The 19,398-nt window shown below is 53.9% G+C and carries 21 protein-coding genes; 11 read left to right on the top strand and 10 right to left on the bottom strand.

Translation table 11 applies throughout. The features are described from left to right. Positions 1-42: 42 nt before the first annotated feature. From E3E25_RS08450 to E3E25_RS08440, 3 genes are read left to right on the top strand one after another with little or no spacing between them, the layout of a single operon-like run. Positions 43-564: a flavin reductase family protein gene (locus E3E25_RS08450; protein ID WP_167892870.1), complete on the top strand. Its 522-nt coding sequence runs from the start codon at positions 43-45 to the stop codon at positions 562-564. A gap of 40 nt (positions 565-604) precedes the next feature. After that, the gene (locus E3E25_RS08445; RefSeq protein WP_167893139.1) at positions 605-1,582 is read left to right on the top strand and encodes a bifunctional N(6)-L-threonylcarbamoyladenine synthase/serine/threonine protein kinase; all 978 of its coding nucleotides are present in this window, start codon (positions 605-607) and stop codon (positions 1,580-1,582) included. Then, the gene (locus E3E25_RS08440; protein ID WP_167892869.1) at positions 1,573-2,361 is read left to right on the top strand and encodes a DUF835 domain-containing protein; all 789 of its coding nucleotides are present in this window, start codon (positions 1,573-1,575) and stop codon (positions 2,359-2,361) included. Before E3E25_RS08445 ends, E3E25_RS08440 begins: the two co-directional genes overlap by 10 nt. Here E3E25_RS08440 and E3E25_RS08435 read toward each other — a convergent pair. The 8 genes from E3E25_RS08435 to E3E25_RS08400 all read right to left on the bottom strand — a co-directional run bounded on the left by E3E25_RS08435 (position 2,345) and on the right by E3E25_RS08400 (position 12,669). Further along, a complete protein-coding gene (locus E3E25_RS08435) occupies positions 2,345-3,181 on the bottom strand; it encodes an NAD(+) kinase (protein ID WP_167892868.1) in 837 nt (278 codons plus the stop codon). The two genes, E3E25_RS08440 and E3E25_RS08435, sit on opposite strands and share 17 nt — an antisense overlap. Further along, positions 3,178-4,257, bottom strand: coding sequence for a lysylphosphatidylglycerol synthase transmembrane domain-containing protein (locus E3E25_RS08430; protein ID WP_167892867.1), 1,080 nt, complete (start codon positions 4,255-4,257; stop codon positions 3,178-3,180). The genes E3E25_RS08435 and E3E25_RS08430 overlap by 4 nt, the downstream gene beginning before the upstream one ends. A gap of 20 nt (positions 4,258-4,277) precedes the next feature. Next, positions 4,278-5,333: a lysylphosphatidylglycerol synthase transmembrane domain-containing protein gene (locus E3E25_RS08425; RefSeq protein WP_167892866.1), complete on the bottom strand. Its 1,056-nt coding sequence runs from the start codon at positions 5,331-5,333 to the stop codon at positions 4,278-4,280. A gap of 2 nt (positions 5,334-5,335) precedes the next feature. Beyond that, entirely contained in the window at positions 5,336-6,484 is a 1,149-nt protein-coding gene (locus E3E25_RS08420; RefSeq protein WP_167892865.1) for an RsmB/NOP family class I SAM-dependent RNA methyltransferase, read from the bottom strand. A 9-nt stretch (positions 6,485-6,493) separates the two neighbouring features. Then, on the bottom strand, positions 6,494-7,012 hold the full coding sequence (locus E3E25_RS08415; RefSeq protein WP_167893138.1) for a DUF3201 domain-containing protein: 519 nt from the start codon (positions 7,010-7,012) through the stop codon (positions 6,494-6,496). A gap of 55 nt (positions 7,013-7,067) precedes the next feature. After that, on the bottom strand, positions 7,068-7,973 hold the full coding sequence (locus E3E25_RS08410) for an LEA type 2 family protein (protein ID WP_167892864.1): 906 nt from the start codon (positions 7,971-7,973) through the stop codon (positions 7,068-7,070). A 62-nt stretch (positions 7,974-8,035) separates the two neighbouring features. Next, a complete protein-coding gene (locus E3E25_RS08405) occupies positions 8,036-10,405 on the bottom strand; it encodes a COG1361 S-layer family protein (protein WP_167892863.1) in 2,370 nt (789 codons plus the stop codon). Further along, entirely contained in the window at positions 10,402-12,669 is a 2,268-nt protein-coding gene (locus E3E25_RS08400) for a hydrophobe/amphiphile efflux-3 (HAE3) family transporter (protein ID WP_206204686.1), read from the bottom strand. The genes E3E25_RS08405 and E3E25_RS08400 overlap by 4 nt, the downstream gene beginning before the upstream one ends. A gap of 119 nt (positions 12,670-12,788) precedes the next feature. Here E3E25_RS08400 and E3E25_RS08395 point away from each other — a divergent pair, with 119 nt between their 5' ends. Genes E3E25_RS08395 through E3E25_RS08380 form a run of 4 tightly spaced genes read left to right on the top strand, consistent with a single transcriptional unit; the run spans position 12,789 to position 14,891 of the window. Beyond that, on the top strand, positions 12,789-13,301 hold the full coding sequence (locus E3E25_RS08395; protein ID WP_167892862.1) for a GbsR/MarR family transcriptional regulator: 513 nt from the start codon (positions 12,789-12,791) through the stop codon (positions 13,299-13,301). A gap of 48 nt (positions 13,302-13,349) precedes the next feature. Then, complete coding sequence (locus E3E25_RS08390) at positions 13,350-13,868, top strand: CDP-2,3-bis-(O-geranylgeranyl)-sn-glycerol synthase (RefSeq protein ID WP_167892861.1); 519 nt, start codon at positions 13,350-13,352, stop codon at positions 13,866-13,868. 56 nt (positions 13,869-13,924) lie between these two features. Beyond that, positions 13,925-14,191: a ubiquitin-like small modifier protein 1 gene (locus tag E3E25_RS08385; protein ID WP_167893136.1), complete on the top strand. Its 267-nt coding sequence runs from the start codon at positions 13,925-13,927 to the stop codon at positions 14,189-14,191. 1 nt (position 14,192) lies between these two features. Continuing rightward, on the top strand, positions 14,193-14,891 hold the full coding sequence (locus E3E25_RS08380) for a ThiF family adenylyltransferase (protein WP_167893135.1): 699 nt from the start codon (positions 14,193-14,195) through the stop codon (positions 14,889-14,891). Here the strand turns inward: E3E25_RS08380 and E3E25_RS08375 are convergent. Continuing rightward, positions 14,884-15,747 carry a hypothetical protein gene (locus E3E25_RS08375; protein ID WP_167893134.1) on the bottom strand — a complete coding sequence of 288 codons (864 nt, stop codon included), beginning with the start codon at positions 15,745-15,747 and terminating at the stop codon, positions 14,884-14,886. The genes E3E25_RS08380 and E3E25_RS08375 overlap by 8 nt on opposite strands. Before the next feature lie 98 nt (positions 15,748-15,845). On the opposite strand from E3E25_RS08375, the gene E3E25_RS08370 reads away from it, so the two are divergent. Both E3E25_RS08370 and E3E25_RS08365 read left to right on the top strand, forming a co-directional pair. After that, positions 15,846-16,274, top strand: a complete 429-nt coding sequence (locus E3E25_RS08370) for a molybdenum cofactor biosynthesis protein MoaE (RefSeq protein ID WP_167893133.1) — start codon at positions 15,846-15,848, stop codon at positions 16,272-16,274. 106 nt (positions 16,275-16,380) lie between these two features. Beyond that, positions 16,381-17,313 carry an SPASM domain-containing protein gene (locus tag E3E25_RS08365; protein ID WP_167892860.1) on the top strand — a complete coding sequence of 311 codons (933 nt, stop codon included), beginning with the start codon at positions 16,381-16,383 and terminating at the stop codon, positions 17,311-17,313. Here E3E25_RS08365 and E3E25_RS08360 read toward each other — a convergent pair. Beyond that, positions 17,310-18,227 (bottom strand): Lrp/AsnC family transcriptional regulator, encoded by a 918-nt coding sequence (locus tag E3E25_RS08360; protein ID WP_167892859.1) that lies wholly within the window; start codon positions 18,225-18,227, stop codon positions 17,310-17,312. The two genes, E3E25_RS08365 and E3E25_RS08360, sit on opposite strands and share 4 nt — an antisense overlap. Before the next feature lie 70 nt (positions 18,228-18,297). Between E3E25_RS08360 and E3E25_RS08355 the strand changes: the two genes are divergently transcribed. Both E3E25_RS08355 and E3E25_RS08350 read left to right on the top strand, forming a co-directional pair. Then, positions 18,298-18,786: an adenosine-specific kinase gene (locus E3E25_RS08355; RefSeq protein ID WP_167893132.1), complete on the top strand. Its 489-nt coding sequence runs from the start codon at positions 18,298-18,300 to the stop codon at positions 18,784-18,786. A 41-nt stretch (positions 18,787-18,827) separates the two neighbouring features. Further along, the gene (locus E3E25_RS08350) at positions 18,828-19,382 is read left to right on the top strand and encodes an XTP/dITP diphosphatase (RefSeq protein WP_167892858.1); all 555 of its coding nucleotides are present in this window, start codon (positions 18,828-18,830) and stop codon (positions 19,380-19,382) included. Positions 19,383-19,398: the final 16 nt, after the last annotated feature.

The raw sequence follows: 19,398 nt of genomic DNA, 5'->3' as shown, positions 1-19,398 counted from the left end.
CCCTTTTTATAATATGAAATTGGATTAATTTTTGGTGATGCCATGAAGCCGTACAGGCTTCTCTATCCGATGAGAACCTATCTTGTGGTGGCAGGTAAGGGTAGGGAAGCAAACGTCATGGCCGCCGACTGGGTCACGATAGTTTCCGCCGAGCCCTTTATGGTCGGCGTGGCAGTGGCGCCCGAGAGGTACACGTGGGGACTTATCAGGAAGCACCGGGAGTTTGTGATAAGCGTTCCCAGTTTAGGAATGCTCGACGACGTCTGGATAGTCGGGACGAGGCACGGCCCTTCAAAGCTGAGGGAAACCTCCATAGAACTGGTCCCGTCAAAGGTCATTGAAACCCCGAGCATCGGAAACGCTCTGGCCAACCTCGAGTGCAGGCTGGTAGATGAGAAGGCCTACGGAGACCACTCTTGGTTCGTCGGAGAGGTCGTGGGAAGTTCATACAAGATGGATGCCTTTAGTGGAGACAGTCCCAGGCTCGAAGCCGGCTTCCTGGCACATGTCTCCTGGACCGACTTCGTGACCTTTGAGAAGAAGATTTACCGGCCGGGGAAGTAGCCCGGCAACTTTTTATAGGTTTTCTTCAACCTTCATGGCGATGATAGCTATCGGAATAGAGGGTACCGCCCACACTCTCGGCATAGGCATCGTTACAGAAAAAGAAGTCCTTGCCAACGTATTCCACACCCTAACCACCGAGAAGGGCGGCATTCATCCAAAAGAGGCCGCTGAACATCACGCCAGGCTCTTGAAGCCCCTTCTCAAAAAAGCCCTTGAAGAGGCCGGAATAACGATGGAGGACGTTGACGTTGTAGCGTTCTCCCAGGGGCCGGGTCTCGGCCCCTGTCTCCGCGTCGTTGCCACGGCCGCGAGGGCGCTGGCGATAAAGTACAGGAAGCCCATAGTCGGCGTCAACCACTGCATCGCCCACGTGGAAATAACCAAAATGTTTGGGGTTAAAGACCCAGTTGGCCTCTACGTCAGCGGCGGAAACACGCAGGTTTTGGCTTTGGAAGGCGGTCGCTACCGTGTCTTCGGCGAGACCCTCGACATAGGAATAGGCAACGCGATAGACACCTTCGCGAGGGAGCTGGGAATAGGCTTCCCTGGTGGCCCGAAGATTGAAAAACTGGCACTGAAAGGTGAACGCTATATAGAGCTTCCCTACGCGGTCAAGGGGATGGATTTGAGCTTCTCTGGAATACTCACGGAAGCCGTCAGGAAGTACAGAACCGGGAAGTACCGCGTTGAGGATCTGGCATATTCCTTCCAGGAAACTGCCTTTGCCGCCCTGGTGGAGGTGACGGAGAGGGCCGTGGCTCACACCGGCAAGGATGAGGTAGTTCTAGTCGGCGGCGTCGCCGCCAACAACCGCCTTCGCGAGATGTTGAAGGTCATGACAGAGGACAGGGGGATAGACTTCTTCGTTCCGCCCTACGACCTCTGCCGCGACAATGGTGCGATGATAGCCTACACCGGCCTGAGAATGTACCTGGGAGGGGTGCGCTTCTCGCTCAATGACACCGTGGTCAAGCAGAAGTTCAGAACCGACGAGGTGGATGTTGTATGGTGTTAAGGGTGTCTCCCCTTGTTTTAGTGGCCGATATCATTCTTTTTCTGGTGATAGGCTACGCGGCTCTCTATGCCCTGAGGAGGATCAACCGCTATGGTGAGCCGTTAAATCGGTTTTTAATAATCACGGCTTTCTCCCTTCTGATGGCCTCGCTGGGTCGGCTTATTGACATCGGCGACGACTTTGCAGCTGACCCCGAACCGTTTATACCCCTTGAGCAGGCGCTCTACTTCTTTTCCATAGTCGGCATAACCTACGGTCTCATCAATTACATCCGAAGTGTTGAGAGGCGGATATTCCCCACCCCCGTGGGGGAAGTTAATAATGGAAACCTTCCGCCGGGGGGTTTTCTGTACCTCGGGGATCAGGATTCTGTTCTTGAATTCCTTGGAAGTTGCAAGGTTCCGACTTTGGTGGTTACCAGAAGCCCATGGAAGTACAAGGAGTCCTGTGAGCATGCCCAGGCCCTTTGGATAACCCAAGCTAGCGATCAGGGAGTGGGTCCGACGAAACTCCACGTGATCCTTGACAGCGCGGTGAAGTTCTTCCAGGGGGGAGGGAGGCTCATAATAATAGACTGCCTCGAAGTTTTGATACTCTACAACGACTTTGGGTCGGTGTTCCGCTTCCTTTCGACGCTTAAGGACTATGCCGTTGAGGCCGGCTCGACGGTACTCCTCCTCGTTGGCGACTCGACGGTTGGGGATAGGGAGCTCATGATGTTAAAAAGGGAGTTTACTCCCGTTAAAGACCTCAAGGAACTCCTCAGAACTTCCTCTTGATCTTCATCGTGTACTTCGGGTAAACTTCCCTCGTAAACCTAACGAACTTGGCCTTTCTCGGGGAGAGCCTCACAGTTATCTCGGTTCCCGGTTCCAGGTAGGTGTAGAACTGCCCGTCTATTGCGAGGATTATCTCCCTTGTGAGGGCTATGTTCTTGATGTCTATCGTGCTGTAAGATGGTACTATCATCGGCCGGGAGCTCAGCGCTATGGGTGCAAGGGGGGCTATAACGATCACGTCCAGCCTGGGATCGACGAAGGGGCCACCGGCGCTCATAGCGTAGCCCGTCGAGCCCGTTGGCGTCGATACTATCAGGCCGTCGGCCCTTATCTCGTCGGCAAGGCCGCCGTCTATGTAGTACTTGAGGTGGATTATCTTTCCGGGGATTCCTGTCAGAACCGCGACCTCGTTCAGAGCGTCGGGGACGATGTTTCTCCCGTTCAGGTAGGTTCTAAGCTTTATGCGCTCGTCCAGGTGGTAGTCCCCTTCAAGGAGCTTGCTGAGGGCGAAGAAGGCCTCGTGAGGCTCGACCTCGGTGAGGAATCCCAGGGTGCCCATGTTGATTCCGAGGATGGGTATGTCCTTCTTGGTTCTGTGCTCCACCCTCAGTATCGTTCCATCGCCGCCGATAACGATTATGAAGTCAACATCGAACTCCTCAAGGGGGCATACGTCCTCCTCCCGGAACTCCGGGAGATGTCTGTGAGTCTCAGTGTCGACGCATACTTCGTACCCGCTGACCTTGAGGAAGTCGTAGACGCGGTAGGCGAGCTTGAGTGCCGCCTCCCGGTCCCTCCTGGCCACTATCCCGAACCTCATCCTCCATCCCTTTCGTCCGTTTCTTCCATTCCCTTTTTCAGAGTTTTCTCGTCCGGTGCGGTAACTGGCATCTCCTCAGGGGCCTCAGGTTTGTAGTCTGCGGTCACGAGTGAACCTATGACCGTCGGGCCCCAGAAGGACAGCAACCTCTCCAGGATGACGCCCGTAACAGCGTGCTCGGGGTTTATACCGAGCGCTATGAAGACGGCTGAATTGACTGCCTCGATTATGCCCGCCCCTCCCGGAACAATGGCGAACATACCAACGACCATCGAGACGACCAGGACGACGGTTATATCGATGGGTGCTATTGGATAGCGTATCGCGAGGAAGATCAGGTAGTAGCGGACTATCGTGAGGCCCCAGTAAACGAAGGAGTGGAATGTGGCAACGATTGTAACGGTTTTGTCTTTGGAGAGTAGCCGGAAGTCCGACTGGAGACGTGGTATTGTGTTCTCGGCTATGTTCCTGAAAAAATCCCTCTGCTTCTCGGCTCTCCCCGACAATATCCTGTGGTAGAGCCGGTATATTCTCCATACAGCACGCGGGGCCCTGGTCTCGCCCATGAGGAGCCAGACCACGAGGGCTGTGAACCCCATCAGAATAACGTCGAGCACTATTATCAGCACGGTCAGCTCGATCTGCCCAAGCCGGTAAACGTGGAGCGTGGCTAGAACCATCATAACGGCGACCGGAACGAGATCCAAAATCCTATCCATCATAACGCTGGCCGTCATCAGACCGTAGGGGCTTCTGGCCCTCTTTGCCAGATAGTAAACCCTTATGAACTCTCCGAGTCCCTTTGCCCCGGGGCTGATGTTGTTGAAGAACATCCCGACGAAGATTGCAGAGAAAACGGCCCTGAACGGGGCTTTTATGCCGAGCCCACTTAGGAGAACCTGCCACCTGAGGGCCCAGGCCACCAGGGTTACGACGTACACCAGAATGGCGAGGAGAAAGTACTTCAGGTCTGAATCCTTCAGGATTTCCGCTATACCCTGGGCACCTGCCCAGTTGATGAGACCGCCTATGATTATGAGTGCCCCTGCGAAGAACGCTATCTTTTTCCAGTCCATGGTATGCACCGTCAAACCCGTTATTGGGATTCATCGTTTATATCCTTGTCGTCCTTTGCTTCCAGCTTCCTGTCCTGACTCACCTTGATGCCGAAGTGGGTCATTACTCCGGCTCCTATTGCCGTCGGTGCCCAGTAGGATATCAGCCTCTCCAGCAGCGTCGCGGTCACCGCTATCTCCTTGTCTATCCCAAGGAGCACGTAAACCGCGGAGTTAATGGCCTCTATCAGCCCAGCTCCGCCGGGTATTACCGAGAACATTCCGACGACTATGCCTATCATCTGAACTACCATGACGTCCGGGAGGCCGATGGGGCTGTTTATGCTGATGAAGATGAAGTAGGAGCGCAGCAGGACGAGGAACCAGAAGGCGAAGGAGTACAGAAGGGAGAGGGTGAAGGCCACCTTGTGTCTCATCAGCACCTTGAAGTTCTCCTGGAACCTGGGGACGTCAACCTCGACGGCCCTGATAAACCGCTCTTCGTACTTCATGGCCTTCTTGGGCATTATCCTTCCGAACTGGCGGTAGAACCAGTAAAGAATCCCCTTGGTTCTCCTCTCACTGAGGAGGATTCCAACGGTGGCCAGGGTTATGGCGGCGAAAACAACGTCCAGGAGGAATATTGTCAGCGTGAGGGTAAAGGAGCCGAGCCGGTAAACGTGGACCGTCGCCAGGAGGAGCATCACGACGACCGGAATAACGTCCATTATCCTGTCCATCATTATGGTGGCAAAAATGTGGCCGTAGGGCTCGCCGGTTCTCTTGGAGACGTAGTACATCCTGACCGGCTCGCCCCCACCCCTCGCGCCGGGGGTCACGTTGTTTATGAAGATGCCTACGAAGAGGCCGCCGACTATTGTCTTCATCGGGACCTTTATCCCGAGGCTCTTGAGCAGAACGCGCCAGCGGAGAGCCCACATGATTACCGCCAGGACGTAGGCCAGAACCGCCAAGAGGAAGTAGTCCGGCCTGGCGGTTTTGAGTATATTCAGCACGTCGCCTGTTCCAGCCCACCAGAGGAGCAGGATGATTATGAGCAGGCCAACGCCCAGGAGGGAGTACTTCTTCCACTCCATGACTACACCTTCCTGAAGCGGGCTATGAAGAAGCCCTGAGTGAGGTGTCTGTTCGGATAGAACCTCTGAACCTCGTCGATACCCATACCGCTCGAACCTATAAAGATGCTCTGCTCTTCGAGCTTTAAACCTTTACTCAGGATGTACCTTACGTTGGCCTCGTTCTCCTCATAGCTCAGCGTGCAGGTGGAGTAAACGAGAACACCGCCCATTCTGAGGGACTTTATGGCGGCGTTGATGAAGTGCCTCTGGTAGCGTGCAGTAGCTATTATGTCCCTCGGCGTCCTGTTCTCCCAGAGCTTCGGTCTTATTCCTAAGGCGGTGCACGGTGCGTCGAGGAGTATCTTGTCCGCCTCGATTCCCAGCTCGGGAAGCTTCCGCGAGTCCATGTGGATGGGCTTAACGTTCTTCACGCCGAGCCTCTTCAGTTCCTCCTCCATCTTTTTGAGCCTGTTCCTCGACTTGTCTATCGCTATTATCTCGCCCCTGTTCTGCATGAGCTGGGCTATGTGGCTTGTCTTCCCTCCGGGAGCGGCCGCCATGTCCACTATCAGCTCCTCCTCGCTCGGCTCAAGAACGTGAGCCACAACCATCGAGGGCAAACTCTGGGCGTAGAAGAGGCCCTCTCTAAAGGACTCCAGCTCGCTCAGGCTGGGCAGTTTGAACTTCGGCAGGGTGACCTCAACCGCCACTCCGCGCGTCGAGACCACCATCTCCTTGGCGCTCATTCTGGCGATGCCTATTCCGACGAGCAGACCTCTGGGGTCTCTTATCTGAACCTCGTCGCCGGGTTTTATTCTCTTGTCCGCCTGGAGGACACCGGGGGCGTAGAGCATCGCACCCTGGTAGACGCTCTCGCTCGCGAACTTGTTGGCCCTTACCACGGGTAGGCCGGGTTCATAGTCGTCCGGGAAGTTCGGGCCTTCCCTCTCGAAGTATATCCCCTCCTTGAGGTAGGGGCTCCTCTTGGGTTTAAGCCCCTCCCTCCGGAGGATGCTCATAAGCTTTGACCTGCTGGTCTTTAGCGTGTTTACCCTGATGTAGTACTTCTCCACCGGCGTTCTGAGGGAGGCCATTATCTCCTCAGCCTCGCTCCCGAAGAGCCTCCGGTAATACTCCCTCAGCTCCTCGGGGAAAGCATCGGCGTACATGGGGACACCTCAGAGATCGAAGATTTCGAAGCGCTTTCCGATGTCTATCAACCTCATCAGCCCCTGCTTTAACGCCCCCACGCTTCCAAAGTTCGCCTCGAACTGGAAAACCTCCTCATCGCTTTTCCCAATCTTCTCAAGTATCTCGGTAGGGGAGACCCTTCCGTCGCGCCTCCAGTTGTAGATGTCGCTGAGGAAGTCCTGGGCGCCGTATATGAAGCTCCTTGGGAATATCTCAACGAACAGGCCCACGAAGTTCTCGCTTATCCTCTCCTTTGGAACGGCGACGACGAAGTAGTAGCTCTCCGGGGTTGCACCGACCTCTATCTGAGGCTTTATCTCGAACGCTGGGTGGGGGTACTTCATGAGCCTCCACTCACCGTCGAGAAAGATGTAGGCCCCGAAGGCCTCCTCGACGTCTTCAACCTTAAAGCCCTCCTTCGGGAGCTCCAGCTTAAGCTCCTCGTTGAGGGTGAATATGTTCTCCCACATCTCGTTTAGGAACTCGTGAATCTCTCTCACGTTCATTTCTCTCACCAGAAATGGAAAGGAGGATTGATTTAAAAGTTCATCCCCTGGAGAATCAGCCGAGCATCTGGTTGAGGAGGTCGTTGAGGTCTTCAATTATGTGCGTCCGGATTATTTCCTCGTAGCTTGCCAGTTTGATGTCGTAGTAATTGCCCATAAGGTTCACCCTCAGGAAAATGTCTGCTGTCACTCTGCTTGCCTCGCCGTTTCTTACGTGGATTTCCCAGACCTTGGGCAGTGAGTCCTCATTAATGTACATCCTTACGTCGATGGTCGCGTATCCCTTCGCTGGAATGACCGTCTCTTTTGAGGTTTCTCCTTCACCGATTTCGATGCTGTTGGCGTACGCTTGAAAACTGAGTTTTGTCACGGGAACCGGGAATTTGTTGGGATTGTAAAGCTTCATATGGGCTATCAAGACTACTTTTCCATTCCTTTCTCCCGCCCAGTCAAATGTGGTCTCAACCAGCGCTGGGCTCTTGATCAGCCCACCGGCGAATTCTTTGCTCTCAGCGGTGAAGTTAAGGTAAGCGAGGATATTTTCACTTATCTCTTTTTTCAGGTCTAGATTCAAGGGTATGGCTTTTAGGAACGTTCCGTTGAGGATTATCTCGACTTCTCCCCTCTGCCCATGTTTTAAATAATTTGCCAGGCCCCTCACGAGGTTCCTGTTGTCTACCCCTATGACCAGGGATACCTCTGTTTTTGTGGGTTTGTACTCGAATCTCTCTATTCTCATTACAGGGATCCCTGAAAAGACAACCGTTAGGTTTTTGATTGATACCGGAACGAGCAGGGGTTTGCTCAGTTTTGCGTCCACCCATATCTCGGTCGTCTTCTCGTCCACGTAGCCCCAGCTGGCGTGAATCGTTGGGCTTGCCGTTATGGCCGCGTACGCCACGTAGCCTGCCCATATGATGAATATCAACACCACGCCGAGTATCAGTAGCTTCCAGTTCATCCTTTTTCACCGTGCCACTTCATTCTCCAAAGTGCGTTTAAATGTTTCCAGGTGCTGGGAGGTCATCTCGACTTCTTTCTGTAGGTATAGACCACCGCTATGACCACGAGCACTCCGATGATTATGGCGAGGTTTCTCAGGTTGGTCCGGGTTTTTGTGTTCTCCTTTACTGTAACGGTCACGGTTCTCTCGAAGACGTAGACGTTGTCGTCCCCTTGAGCCGGGTCTCCGACGGCCCTTATGCGTAACTGGATGTTGTAGTCCTTTGGAATCGCGTTTCCGTCTATCCTGAGCACGATTACTCCTTCTCCCGTTGCTCCCGGGGCCAGGTCGCCGATGTAGTCCGTTCTCTTGTCCAGGCTGAAGGGCTGGTCTGCCTTTACAACCCCTTCGATGAGCACACTGGTGGCCTTCTCACCGCCCGTGTTCTTCAGCTTGATGTAGACGTTGACGGTCTCCCCCTGGAGGGGCTCTGGAGCAAAGTTCACACTGACGACCTCGATGTTGGGCTTGGAGCCGATTATGATCGGGACCTTGAGGGTTACGTTCTTTACCATGCCAAGGTCGTTGGTGTATGTTACGAGCAGGGGTATCTCGTAGGTTCCGGAGCTGGCGTTCTCGGCGACGTTTATCTTGAACGATGACTGCGCTGAGTCGCCCTTCCCCAGGCTTCCCAGGCCAATTACCTGCTCGCTGCTCTCGCTGAGCGAGAAGGGCCACCCCGGCATGGGTTTGACTATTACCGTCCTGGCAGTACCGGTTCCAACGTTGTCCACCTGGAAGTCGACCTCAACGTTGTCCGTCCCGGGGATTATCTTGCCGGGCGACGTTGATACCCTGGAGAGTATCAGCTTTGCTTTCCCGGTCACGTCTATTCCGACCAGCCTCTCGTCGGTTATCTCCTTCTCGTTCGGCTCCGTGAGGTACTTCAGCTCTATCCTGAGCGGGTATATGCCGTTTTCCAGCTTCTCATTGGCCTTGATTCTGAACTCAAGGGTGGCATTCTCCCCGGGCTGAAGCTCTGAGAGATACTTCACGTTGTCCTCCCCGATGGGCAGGAAGGCCTCTATGTTCTGTTTCGCAAGTTGGGCCATTATCCCGTTGAGGGCATCCTGCAGGCTCTGGCTCAGCTGCTCGCTCCCCTGGAGTGGGAGCTGCGAGAGGGCTGAGAGGTCGACGTTCTTTATCTCGCCCTGCACCGGCACCTTGTATGAGCTTATCTTCAGGCTGAGGGCTTTAACAGGCTCCGCCCCTGTGTTCTCAAGGGTGAAGCACACGGTGAAGGTATCGCCAGGGCTTATCTCCCTGGGCTCGGTCTCGACCTTGGTTATCTCGACGAAGGCTTCTCTGGGCTTTTTTACTGTGAGAGCCACGAAGTTGTAGCTCTGCACCATGCGCATGTTTGCCCCCAGGCCGGTGAAATATACAACCCCCACGTAGAGGGGATACGTTCCGACGTCGGCGTTGGGGTTTATCTTTATCCGGAATGTTAGAGTCGCATTCTCCTTGCCCTCGAGGTACTCGATGTACTGCACGGCGCTCCCCTCTGGGTAGAAGACACTCTGCGAGACCCCACTTTGGCTGAGGGCCATCGAGATCGCGCTTGCTATTGAGGAGCTGTCGTTGAAGCTCATCGGTGCAGGCGTAACGAAGACGTTGATGTAGCGCACCTTTCTAGCACCCTCGTTCCTGAGGTGAACCTTGACGGTAACCGTGTCTCCCGGTTGAACCGTGCTCGGCATCTCAACGTTTGAAATTATCATTCCTGGGGCTGTTGCGGCTCTCCACTCGGGGGGCCCGCTTATGCTTATCCTGACGCCGTTCGGATAGATCTCGTTGACTGTCACGTAAACCGTCCGGTTGTCAACGCTGACCTCTACCGTTTCTCCTTCTCGAACGGGGGTTACCTCGGGATAGGTTATCTCCATCAGGATGTTTTCCTTGCTTATGCCAAGTTCGGGATGCTCTTCTATTGTCTTCACGACTGCCTCCCCTATCTCTTTGGGGGATGCCGAGTTCAGCCACTGGTAGAATCCGTAGGCGTTGGCGATCAGACAGGCGTTGAATTCGGCGCTGTTGTTCACGTACTGCTCGCACTGGGTCACGTCGTAGCCCATGGTCTGTGCCATGGCCAGTAGAAACTCCGGATCGAGGAGAAGGCGCTGTATCTTGCTTGGATCTGGCACGAGTATCGTCTTATACTCCGCGTTGAGTATCCTTCCGTCCTTCATTATCATGAGGAAGGCGTAGTAGTCGCCGCTCCCGTAGTCCTTCTGGGTGTCCGTGAGGGTTACTATGAGCGGGCCGACGAGAATCGCCTCACCCTTGCTCAGGTAGCCCTCGAAGAGAGGACTTCCGGTTGATGCGCTCACGCTCCCTGAGAGCATCGCGGTGATGAGCATCAGTCCCAGGATCGGTCCAATCTTTTTCATTCACTACCACCTCCAAGATTTCTTCCGTAAAAGACCTGCAGCAGTGCAGGGGTTACGAGGTAAGCGGCAAACATGGATGCAAATATTCCAAAGGCAAGCGTGGTTCCGAAGTCGTGTATGGTAGGCAGCTCACCGGCGAGCAAAGCCAGAAAGCCGCCGGCCGTTGTCAGGGCACCGGCCAGTATGCCGGGTCCGACGCTCTCAACCGACGTGACTATTGGCCTGGGGTTGCCCTCGTTCATCTCCTCGAGGAAGCGGTGGGTGAGGTGCATGCCGTAGTCAACGCCCAGGCCCACTATCATTGAGATAACCCCGGCCAGACTCTGGGTGAACGGTATCCCGGCCCATCCCATGAAGCCAACCGTCCAGAGGGCGCCCAAAAACATCGGTGTTATCATCGCCATCGAAACCTTGGGTCTCCTGAAGAGGAGGAGCACTATCAACACGACAAAAGCCGTTCCGTACATCGAGATGCGGTTTATCTCGACCTTCGTGAGCTGGTCGAGTACGTAGTTCAGGTATATGTCTCCCGTGAGGGAAAGCCTCACGCCCGGTGGGAATTCGGTCTTCTGCGCCCTCGCCGTTTCCTCCTCAAAATAGCGCATTATCCTCCTGAAGTCATCCATGCTTGCTCCTCCGAAGTCGCCCTTGAACTTGATAAGGGTCATGGAATAGTCTCTTGAGACCAGGTTTACGCCCTGGCTCTTCTCCAGGGCGCTCTTTATCTTCCCCTCATCGTTGGGGATGTAGCCGTACTCGCGATGCACGATGTCAGCGATGCTCTCCGAGTCAAAGACGCCGTTGTAGTAGGAGTCCGCCTTTATCCCGTTCTCGAAGCGGTATATGGCTCTGACGATGGTTGGATTCCTGACATCGTTCGCCTTAAGGAGGACGTACAGCTCGTCCTGCCCGCCGAAGTCACTCCTGATGTCCGTTAAAGCCTCGATCTCCGGCATACCTTTGGGGATGAACTTCTCAAGCCTGACCTCAGTGGTCACCTGGGTTATGCCGTAGCCGAAGAAGAGGGTTATCAGAAACACCGCCGCTAAAAATGTGATTGGCTTTTTTCTTATGGCCTCCCCGAGGTTGTGAAAAGCTTTTCCCACCACTCCCGAGTGGGAGCGAATCTCCGGTACCACGTAGTGGCCTTTCAGGTGTTTCATTACCTCCTCCTCAAGGATTATGACCGCGGGGGTTATCACGACGGCGTTGAGCGCGGCCAAACTTAAACCGAGGATCAGCGCGGTGGCAAGATGATGGAGCATCGGGAGGCTTGATAGGTACATCGCAGCAAAACCCGCTATGGTTGTAAGCGCCGCACCTAAGAGGGCCTTTCCGGTTTCCGCGACAGCTTCCTCGGCCGCTTCCTCTATGCTTCTTCCCCTTTTTCTCTCCTCGTAATAGCGGTTGGTCACGTGGATTCCGTAGTCTATGCCCATACCTATCATCATCGCCCCGACGGTTGTCGTGGCCAAATCGAGGGGAATGCCCATCAGTCCCATAAAACCGAGCGTCATCGTGACGCCGAAGATGAGGGGAATGAGCGGGATGGCAGCTTTTACCGGGGAGCGATAGAAGTACAGGAGCAGGGCTATGACGAGGATAAACGATATTGCCATGGTCTTGTTGAGGTCCCTCTGGAGGAGTTCCAGTATGCGGTAGGTTATGCCGATGTTTCCCGTCTGGATGACCTCAACGTTCTGGGGGAACTTGACGCTTTCTATGTCCCTCTCTATGCCCTCGTAGACCCTCACGAGGGTCTCCGTTTTCTTCTCCCTGCTTATAGTCACGGCTATTATCGTCGTCGTGTAGTCCCTGCTGACGAGACTGTACCTTTCCTCCGGCGGGAGCGCATCCAGGACGAACTTTGCCTCCTCCTCGTTCTTTGGGAGCCGTCCAAGAACCTGCATGTAGATATCTGCGATGCTCACCGTGTCCGTTACGTACTCCCTCTGCCTGAGCCTCTGCTCGAGCTCGTAAACGGCCTCAATGACCTTTGGGTCGCGGATGTCATAGACTCCTCCAGGCTCTATTGAGTTCACCTTAACGACTATCAGAGTGCTGTCACCACTCTGGAATTCATTCTGCAAAGCAGTATAGTCGGTTATGGCAGGATGGTTCTCGGGCAGCATGGTTCTGAGGTCGCTCTCAAACCGAAGGTTCTGGATGCCGTATACCGAAACAACTAACAGAAACATGGCGATCAGCACAAAGGCCACCCTGTACCTTACGATGATCCTTGAGGCGCTCCTCAGCAGTTTCATGCTTTCTCCCCCAATTTTCGGAAACTTCCGAAAGTTTTAAATATGCGAAACCTTAAAAACCTTTTGTCAGTTGATTGACATACTACGTTTCGGCAATGGTATTAACTGAGGTGTTGGTTATGGGTGTGGACGAGGCCAAGAAGGTAATCATGGATCATTTTGCTGGAGCAGCGAGAAGGTTCGGTTTCAACGAGCTTTACGGTTACATATACGGGGTTCTTTTTCTGGCCAGGGAACCGATGAGCTTGGGCGAGATTGCCGAAGCAACTGGATATTCCCTCTCCCACGTGAGCACCGCCCTCAAGTTCATGGAGCGCATAGGGCTGGTTGTAAGGATCAAGAAGCCCGGAGATAAGAAGGCCTACTACAAGGCCACAAAGCTCCTGAAGGACTGGCGCCAGGCTGCTTACTACGGAAAGATAATGGAGGACATACAGCAGACGAGGGCCAACCTTGAGAGAGCGTTGAAGGAGCTTGAGGGCGAGGAAAGCGAGGAAGCGGAGTCGATACGTGAGAGCATTACGTTCGCGATGAGGAGGAACGCCCTTGCCGAGAGGATTCTGAAGTTCCTGATCGAGCACAGGGACGAGGAGGTTCTTGAGAGACTCATAAACTGTCTTGAATCCACTTGAAAGCGGTAGCTTTAAAACCGGGCCTCGATAATCAAATCGGGTGAAATTATGACGGCGTCACTCTCATCTCTCCTCTGGGCGTTCTGGTACATACTGCCGGCTTACGTCGCCAACGCTTCCCCCGTGCTTCTTGGTGGGGGGAGGCCCATAGATGGCGGCAGACACTGGAGGGACGGGAGAAGGCTTTTCGGCGACGGAAAGACCTGGCGGGGCCTCATCGGTGGAGTTTCCGCCGGAACTCTCGTCGGTGTGATCCAGTACTTCCTCACCCCCGGCTTCTATGGAACTCTTAAAACCGCCCTCATGCTCGCTTTCCTGCTCTCGTTCGGTGCCCTTCTCGGCGACCTCGTGGGGAGCTTCTTCAAGAGGAGGGCAAACCTCCCGCGCGGTGCTCCAGCCATAGGCCTCGACCAGCTGGGCTTCCTTATAAGCGCGCTAGCCCTTGCATACCCCGTCAAAACCCTCGACTCGGGCCAGATAATCTTCCTCCTCGTCGTCTCGCCCTTCGTCCACTGGGGGGCCAACTACTTCGCCTATAGGGTGGGCTGGAAGGGCGTGCCTTGGTAGCATAACCGTCCAGCAACCCTTTTTAACTTCCCCTCCAACTCTTTTTGGTGGTGTGGATGAAGATTAGGGTTCGCTATTTCGCCAGGTTCCGCTCCCTCGTTGGTACTGGTGAGGAGGAGCTTGATGTTCCAAAGGGAATAACGGTCAGGGAGCTGATAGAGTTACTGAAGGAGAGACATCCGGTTCTCAAGACGGAGGTCTTCGCCGAAGATGACGACCTTGCGGACGTCAACGTCTCCCGAAACGGCCGCTATGTGGGGTTTGATGATGTATTGCAGGATGGAGACGTGGTGGCCCTCTTTCCACCGGTGAGTGGTGGTTGACATGCTGAGCGATAGAGAGCTTGAGCGCTACGACAGGCAGATAATGATTTTTGGAGAGGAGGGACAGGAGAAGCTCAAAAGCGCGAAGGTAGCCGTCGTTGGCGTTGGCGGCCTCGGGAGCCCGGTGGCGTATTACCTGGCGGCGGCGGGGATAGGCACCATCCTTCTCGTGGACGAACAAAAGCCTGAGCTGAGCAACCTCAACAGGCAGATACTCCACTGGGAGGAGGACATCGGAAAGAATCCGAAGCCCCTCTCCGCGAAGTGGAAGCTGGAGCGCTTCAATCCTGACGTAGAGGTGGTGACCTTCGTTGGTCGGTTGACGGCGGAGAACATCGATGGGGTTCTTGAGGGCGTGGATGTGATAGTTGACTGCCTCGACAACTTCGAAACGAGGTTCCTGCTAGATGATTACGCCCAAAAGGCCAGAATCCCTCTGGTTCATGGTGCGGTCGAGGGAACCTTCGGCCAGGTTACCACCGTGGTGCCCGGGTTCACGAAAAGCCTGAGGGAAATATTTCCAAATGTGAGGGGAAAGAAGGAAAAGTTTCCAATCCTCGGGGCCACCGCGGGGGTTGTGGGGTCGATTCAGGCGATGGAGGTTATAAAGCTGCTCACCGGAATCGGCGAGCCCCTGCTTAACAAACTTCTCATAGTTGATCTTGCCTTCAACACCTTCGATGTTGTCGAGCTCAGGTAGAGGGCTCCGTGACCTTTCTCTTTTCGTTCACCGACGTTATGGTTACCCTCTCGCTCCACGAGCCGTCCTGGGTTATCGTCATCTTCCCTATCGTCGGGTCGTCTATCGACGTCTTGGTGCTGACTGAGAAGCTTATCCTGCCCCCAACGAGTCTTCCGTTCTCAAAGTACAGCTCCAACAGGCCGTTCTTCACGCTTATTTCGGTGTCTGGGGTTGCGGCGAAGTACATCATGGCCAGCGGGACAACATCCTGGTCGTTCAGGTAGTATCTGAGCACGAGCTTCTCTCCGTTCTCCCTCTCATCCGGGGTCCTCTTGAGGTACTCCCTCGCGAGGTTCACTAGGTTATACACCCATATGAACTCCGCCGTCGCCGGATCGGTGGCCTTTACCCATCCCACAGGGGTCATGATATACGTGACGTTGTTGACCACGATTCTGGACGTGTTCGTGGAGGCGTTGTCCGGAACGCTGATGGTTGTGGTGTTTATCCAGGCGCTCCACGATTCAAAGTCCATATAACCGGTTTCCCTTATCGCGAGCGTCACGTTGTCCCTTTGGGTCAGATTTTCCTGCTTCACGATGACAAGCATGGACACCTCGGCGTTGGCCGTGTAGGTGAACTGCCTTATTCCTGAAACTCCCGCTAGGAGCTCGTCCGTCGTGACTTCCCTCGGGGTCTCCGTCGGCGAGAAGGTCGTTGTGGTTGAGGAGGTTGCCGTCGTGGTAGTGGACGGAGTGTGCCCCGTTTGCTGAGACGTCGCCGGACTAGATGTCGTTGAGCCGTTGCCTCCAAGGCAGCCGGCCATGAGTCCTGTGACTAGGATCAGAATGAGAATGAGGGCATGTTTTTTCATTTCAACCACCCAGGGTTCTTGGAATCGAGTTCACTTAAACCTTTTCGTTAACCCGGCAGCTTTTAATTTGGTTGTGCGTAGTCTTTAGGGGGATGAGGATGAAGGTTAGGATGACCAAGGATGCTTTTGACCTGAACGAGGCGCTTGGATACATCGCCGTCCCTGAGGCAGGCGGCTACGTCTTCTTCTTGGGAAGGGTGAGGAACGAAAGTCGCGGAAGGCGGGTGAGGAGGCTTGTATACGAGGCCTACGAGGAGATGGCAGAAGAAGAGATGGAGAGGATTCGAAGGGAGGCCCTTGAGAAGTTCCCCATCTTGGACATGCTGATATGGCACCGCTACGGTGAGCTTGATGTGGGGGAGGACACGATACTGATAATAGCGAGCGGGAAGCATAGAAAGGAGGCCTTTGAGGCCTGTATCTGGGCCATAGATGAAGTCAAGCGTCGCGTCCCCGTCTGGAAGCGTGAAGTCACCGAGGAAGGAACGTTCTGGATAGAGGGAGACAGGGTGGTGCCCGAGAAATAAGCCTCATGGATTTTCCATTTTTTGCAAACTACTTAAAGTAGTGTGCAAAATCGGAATAGAAAAAGTATATATACAACCCCTGCGTTTCTTCCTATGGTGAGGGCTAATGGAGAAGGTAGTTTACGATGCGTCTCATGCCGTTGATGTGGGAACCGCCCTCAACATAGTTTCCATTGGTAAGCCTCCCTGGAGTCACAAGGCTCACAGCGGAAAGCTTGAGCGCCTCATCGTTCAACTTGGTGCCGGCAGGGGGAGATTCTCTGAAGTGGGGGGGATACCCCGTTCCATAGGCTGCATAGGAAACAACTCTTTCCTACTCCGTCGTGAGCCCCTGAGTCCAGAGCGAGTTAAGGAGCTGATAAGGGAGTTCAAGGAGATCGGTGGAAAAGAGCTGTGGCTCACAAATTACGACAGAGTTGAATACTTGACCAGCGTTGCCTCGTACGCAGCTGAAATAGGCCTTCCTGAGGTTTACGCTGTCGTTAGGCTTGAGGATGTGGATTCAATCGAACCCATTGAGGATGTTCGTTTCATAGCCGAGTTCGAGTACTCGCCCGAGAACCTCCACCGGCTTGAGGCCCACAGCTGGCTCCACGGGGCGCTGGTGATGGTGCAGGGCTCAAGCTTGGATGAGCTTAGGGGCCTCAAGACCACCTTCCCCGGAGAAGTCTACGTTGACGTACTCTTCCCGGGCTCGGCGAGAAGGCTGGACTTCAACGTCATCGAGGTCAAGCGGATACTCAACCCGACCACCGAGAGGTACCACGACTGCCTCGCGGGCACCATGGCGATAACCGCTGAGGGCTACGCCCTTCCATGCCCGCTCCTCAGGAACTACGTTGTTGGGGACATGAGAGAACTGGGAATCAAAAAGGTGCTCAGGAAGAAGAGGCTCAAAGCCTTCTGGAAAATGACGAAGGACGATATCGATGCCTGTAGGAGCTGTCCATTCAAGTACATATGCCACGACTGCAGGGCACTGGAGTATCAGGCTACCGGCGAGATAGACGGACTTGAATACTGCCAGATATTCCTTTAAAATTCTAATATGGAGCGGTAACCGCTTCCGTTCTCTTTTACCATTCTTGAATATTTTGTTGTTCCGTTTCTGTCGTTGAGCTCTTTAAACGTTGGGTCGAAATAGCTAATCAAGATTCTGTCCACGTAGTTGCTGAACTCCAGTATCTTCGTCCCGAGGTCTTCCTTCGATGAGAAAAACCATTCTAGAACGTATCCTTTCCCGGGAAGTACACCAACGCTGATCTCGTACTCCTTGAACCTTTCCAAAACTGTTTCGTCTAGTGTAGTGGTTATTCCCAGGACGCTTCTATCGTGTATGTTGTTCTCCACAATTGGCTCGAATCCGAGTAGAATTCCCGTACTCTCCAGTCGGTTTATCATAAATTTCACAGTGGGGCGACTCTTTCCGAGCTTTCTGGCTATTTTGGTGACGGGTGTTCTAGCATCTGCCTTCAGTATGTCCATGAGCACGGCATAGTCATGGCTTAGGTTCCATTCTCCAAAATTGTCGTCTCCTTTGTATGGGTATGCTCTGACCTCGTAGTACTCGTAGTCGTCGGAGTATTTTGACAGCATCTCGTCTATCCTGTCCTTTTGGTCGTCCGGGATTTGAAGTATCGCCGACAGTCCGTTCTTGAACCCAAAGGCAGGATTAACAAATGCCACGAAGGGATTTTGCGTTATCTTGTAGCCTGTTTCGAGTATCCTATCCGAAGGAACGCTTAAAAACGCCAAATAACTTCTGAGTCCTATTGCTCGAATGTTGTATATAGCACTGACTGTGAGATATTTTCCGTAGTACTTGTCATACAGTCTCTTAAGCCTGTAGTAGTCTATGCCCTCCTCCTCGGCAATTTTTCTGAGGCTGTCGAGGGGATGTTTCTCAAGGATTTCAACGAGGAATTCGAGCTCCTCCATAATCGGTTCGCCCATTTCACCTCACCATAGCGCCGCACGAAAAGGTTATATCATCATTAGATATTAAACCCTTCCGGTGGTGGACATGGTAAAGATAGATGTTGTGGATATCGAGAAGCCCGAGGGCGTCGAGGTGATAATAGGCCAGGGAAACTTCTCTATCTTCACGGTTGACGACCTCGCCAAGACACTTCTGACGACGGTTCCGGGCATAAAGTTCGGCGTGGCAATGAACGAGGCCAAACCACAACTGACACGCTTCACGGGCAACGACGAGGAGCTTGAGAAGCTGGCAGCCAAGAACGCCCTTAAGATTGGTGCCGGCCACGTCTTCGTGATACTTATGAAGAACGCCTTTCCGATAAACGTTCTCAACGCCGTCAAGAACCATCCAGCCGTGGCCATGGTCTACGGCGCCAGCGAGAACCCCTTCCAGGTGATAATAGCTGAAACCGAGCTTGGCAGGAGCGTCCTCGGAGTCGTTGATGGGAAGGCCGCCAACAGGATCGAAGATGAGGAGCTCAAGAGGGAGCGCAGGGAGCTCGTCGAGAGGATAGGCTATAGGATAGACTGAAACCTTTTTATTTCTCCGTTCTACTTCCCCTCGGTGATTCCATGAGGCTGGCTTTTATCACTTCTAACCCCGGAAAGGTTCAGGAGGCGAGGAGGTACTTCGAACCCCTCGGTGTTGAGGTTTATCAGTTCAGGATGGAGTACCCCGAGATACAGGCGGATACGCTTGAGGAGGTTGCACTCTTCGGCGTTGAATGGTTGAGGAGAAAGATTGAGGGGCCCTTCTTCCTCGACGACTCAGGTCTATTCATAGAGGCCTTTGACGGCTTCCCCGGTGTCTACTCTGCCTACGTCTACAGAACTCTGGGAATAGACGGAATACTCAAGCTGATGGAGGGTGTTGAGGACAGAGAGGCCCACTTCATGAGCGTAATAGCTTACTGGGACGGCGAGGCCCACCTCTTCACTGGCAGGGTTGATGGCGAGATAACGCTCTCCCCGAGGGGAAGTGGCGGCTTCGGCTTCGATCCGATATTCAAACCTCTGGGATTTGAGAGAACTTTTGCCGAAATGACAACGGATGAGAAGAACCTCATCTCACACAGGGGACGCGCCCTTAAGGCTTTCGCTGAGTGGCTAAAGGAAAACCTTAAATAAGGCCATCGTTCCAAAG

Source organism: Thermococcus sp. MAR1, assembly GCF_012027305.1.
Lineage (GTDB): Archaea > Methanobacteriota_B > Thermococci > Thermococcales > Thermococcaceae > Thermococcus.
This window is presented reverse-complemented; position numbering and strand designations above follow the sequence as displayed.

Coding starts and splice junctions, on each gene's coding strand:
- E3E25_RS08365 (WP_167892860.1), top strand. CDS start 16,381: ATGGAGAAGGTAGTTTACGATGCGTCTCATGCCGTTGATGTGGGAACC.
- E3E25_RS08405 (WP_167892863.1), bottom strand. CDS start 10,405: ATGAAAAAGATTGGACCGATCCTGGGACTGATGCTCATCACCGCGATG.
- E3E25_RS08400 (WP_206204686.1), bottom strand. CDS start 12,669: ATGAAACTGCTGAGGAGCGCCTCAAGGATCATCGTAAGGTACAGGGTG.
- E3E25_RS08395 (WP_167892862.1), top strand. CDS start 12,789: ATGGGTGTGGACGAGGCCAAGAAGGTAATCATGGATCATTTTGCTGGA.
- E3E25_RS08445 (WP_167893139.1), top strand. CDS start 605: ATGATAGCTATCGGAATAGAGGGTACCGCCCACACTCTCGGCATAGGC.
- E3E25_RS08385 (WP_167893136.1), top strand. CDS start 13,925: ATGAAGATTAGGGTTCGCTATTTCGCCAGGTTCCGCTCCCTCGTTGGT.
- E3E25_RS08355 (WP_167893132.1), top strand. CDS start 18,298: ATGGTAAAGATAGATGTTGTGGATATCGAGAAGCCCGAGGGCGTCGAG.
- E3E25_RS08375 (WP_167893134.1), bottom strand. CDS start 15,747: ATGAAAAAACATGCCCTCATTCTCATTCTGATCCTAGTCACAGGACTC.
- E3E25_RS08380 (WP_167893135.1), top strand. CDS start 14,193: ATGCTGAGCGATAGAGAGCTTGAGCGCTACGACAGGCAGATAATGATT.
- E3E25_RS08430 (WP_167892867.1), bottom strand. CDS start 4,257: ATGGACTGGAAAAAGATAGCGTTCTTCGCAGGGGCACTCATAATCATA.
- E3E25_RS08350 (WP_167892858.1), top strand. CDS start 18,828: ATGAGGCTGGCTTTTATCACTTCTAACCCCGGAAAGGTTCAGGAGGCG.
- E3E25_RS08420 (WP_167892865.1), bottom strand. CDS start 6,484: ATGTACGCCGATGCTTTCCCCGAGGAGCTGAGGGAGTATTACCGGAGG.
- E3E25_RS08360 (WP_167892859.1), bottom strand. CDS start 18,227: ATGGGCGAACCGATTATGGAGGAGCTCGAATTCCTCGTTGAAATCCTT.
- E3E25_RS08440 (WP_167892869.1), top strand. CDS start 1,573: ATGGTGTTAAGGGTGTCTCCCCTTGTTTTAGTGGCCGATATCATTCTT.
- E3E25_RS08425 (WP_167892866.1), bottom strand. CDS start 5,333: ATGGAGTGGAAGAAGTACTCCCTCCTGGGCGTTGGCCTGCTCATAATC.
- E3E25_RS08450 (WP_167892870.1), top strand. CDS start 43: ATGAAGCCGTACAGGCTTCTCTATCCGATGAGAACCTATCTTGTGGTG.
- E3E25_RS08370 (WP_167893133.1), top strand. CDS start 15,846: ATGAAGGTTAGGATGACCAAGGATGCTTTTGACCTGAACGAGGCGCTT.
- E3E25_RS08415 (WP_167893138.1), bottom strand. CDS start 7,012: ATGAACGTGAGAGAGATTCACGAGTTCCTAAACGAGATGTGGGAGAAC.
- E3E25_RS08410 (WP_167892864.1), bottom strand. CDS start 7,973: ATGAACTGGAAGCTACTGATACTCGGCGTGGTGTTGATATTCATCATA.
- E3E25_RS08390 (WP_167892861.1), top strand. CDS start 13,350: ATGACGGCGTCACTCTCATCTCTCCTCTGGGCGTTCTGGTACATACTG.
- E3E25_RS08435 (WP_167892868.1), bottom strand. CDS start 3,181: ATGAGGTTCGGGATAGTGGCCAGGAGGGACCGGGAGGCGGCACTCAAG.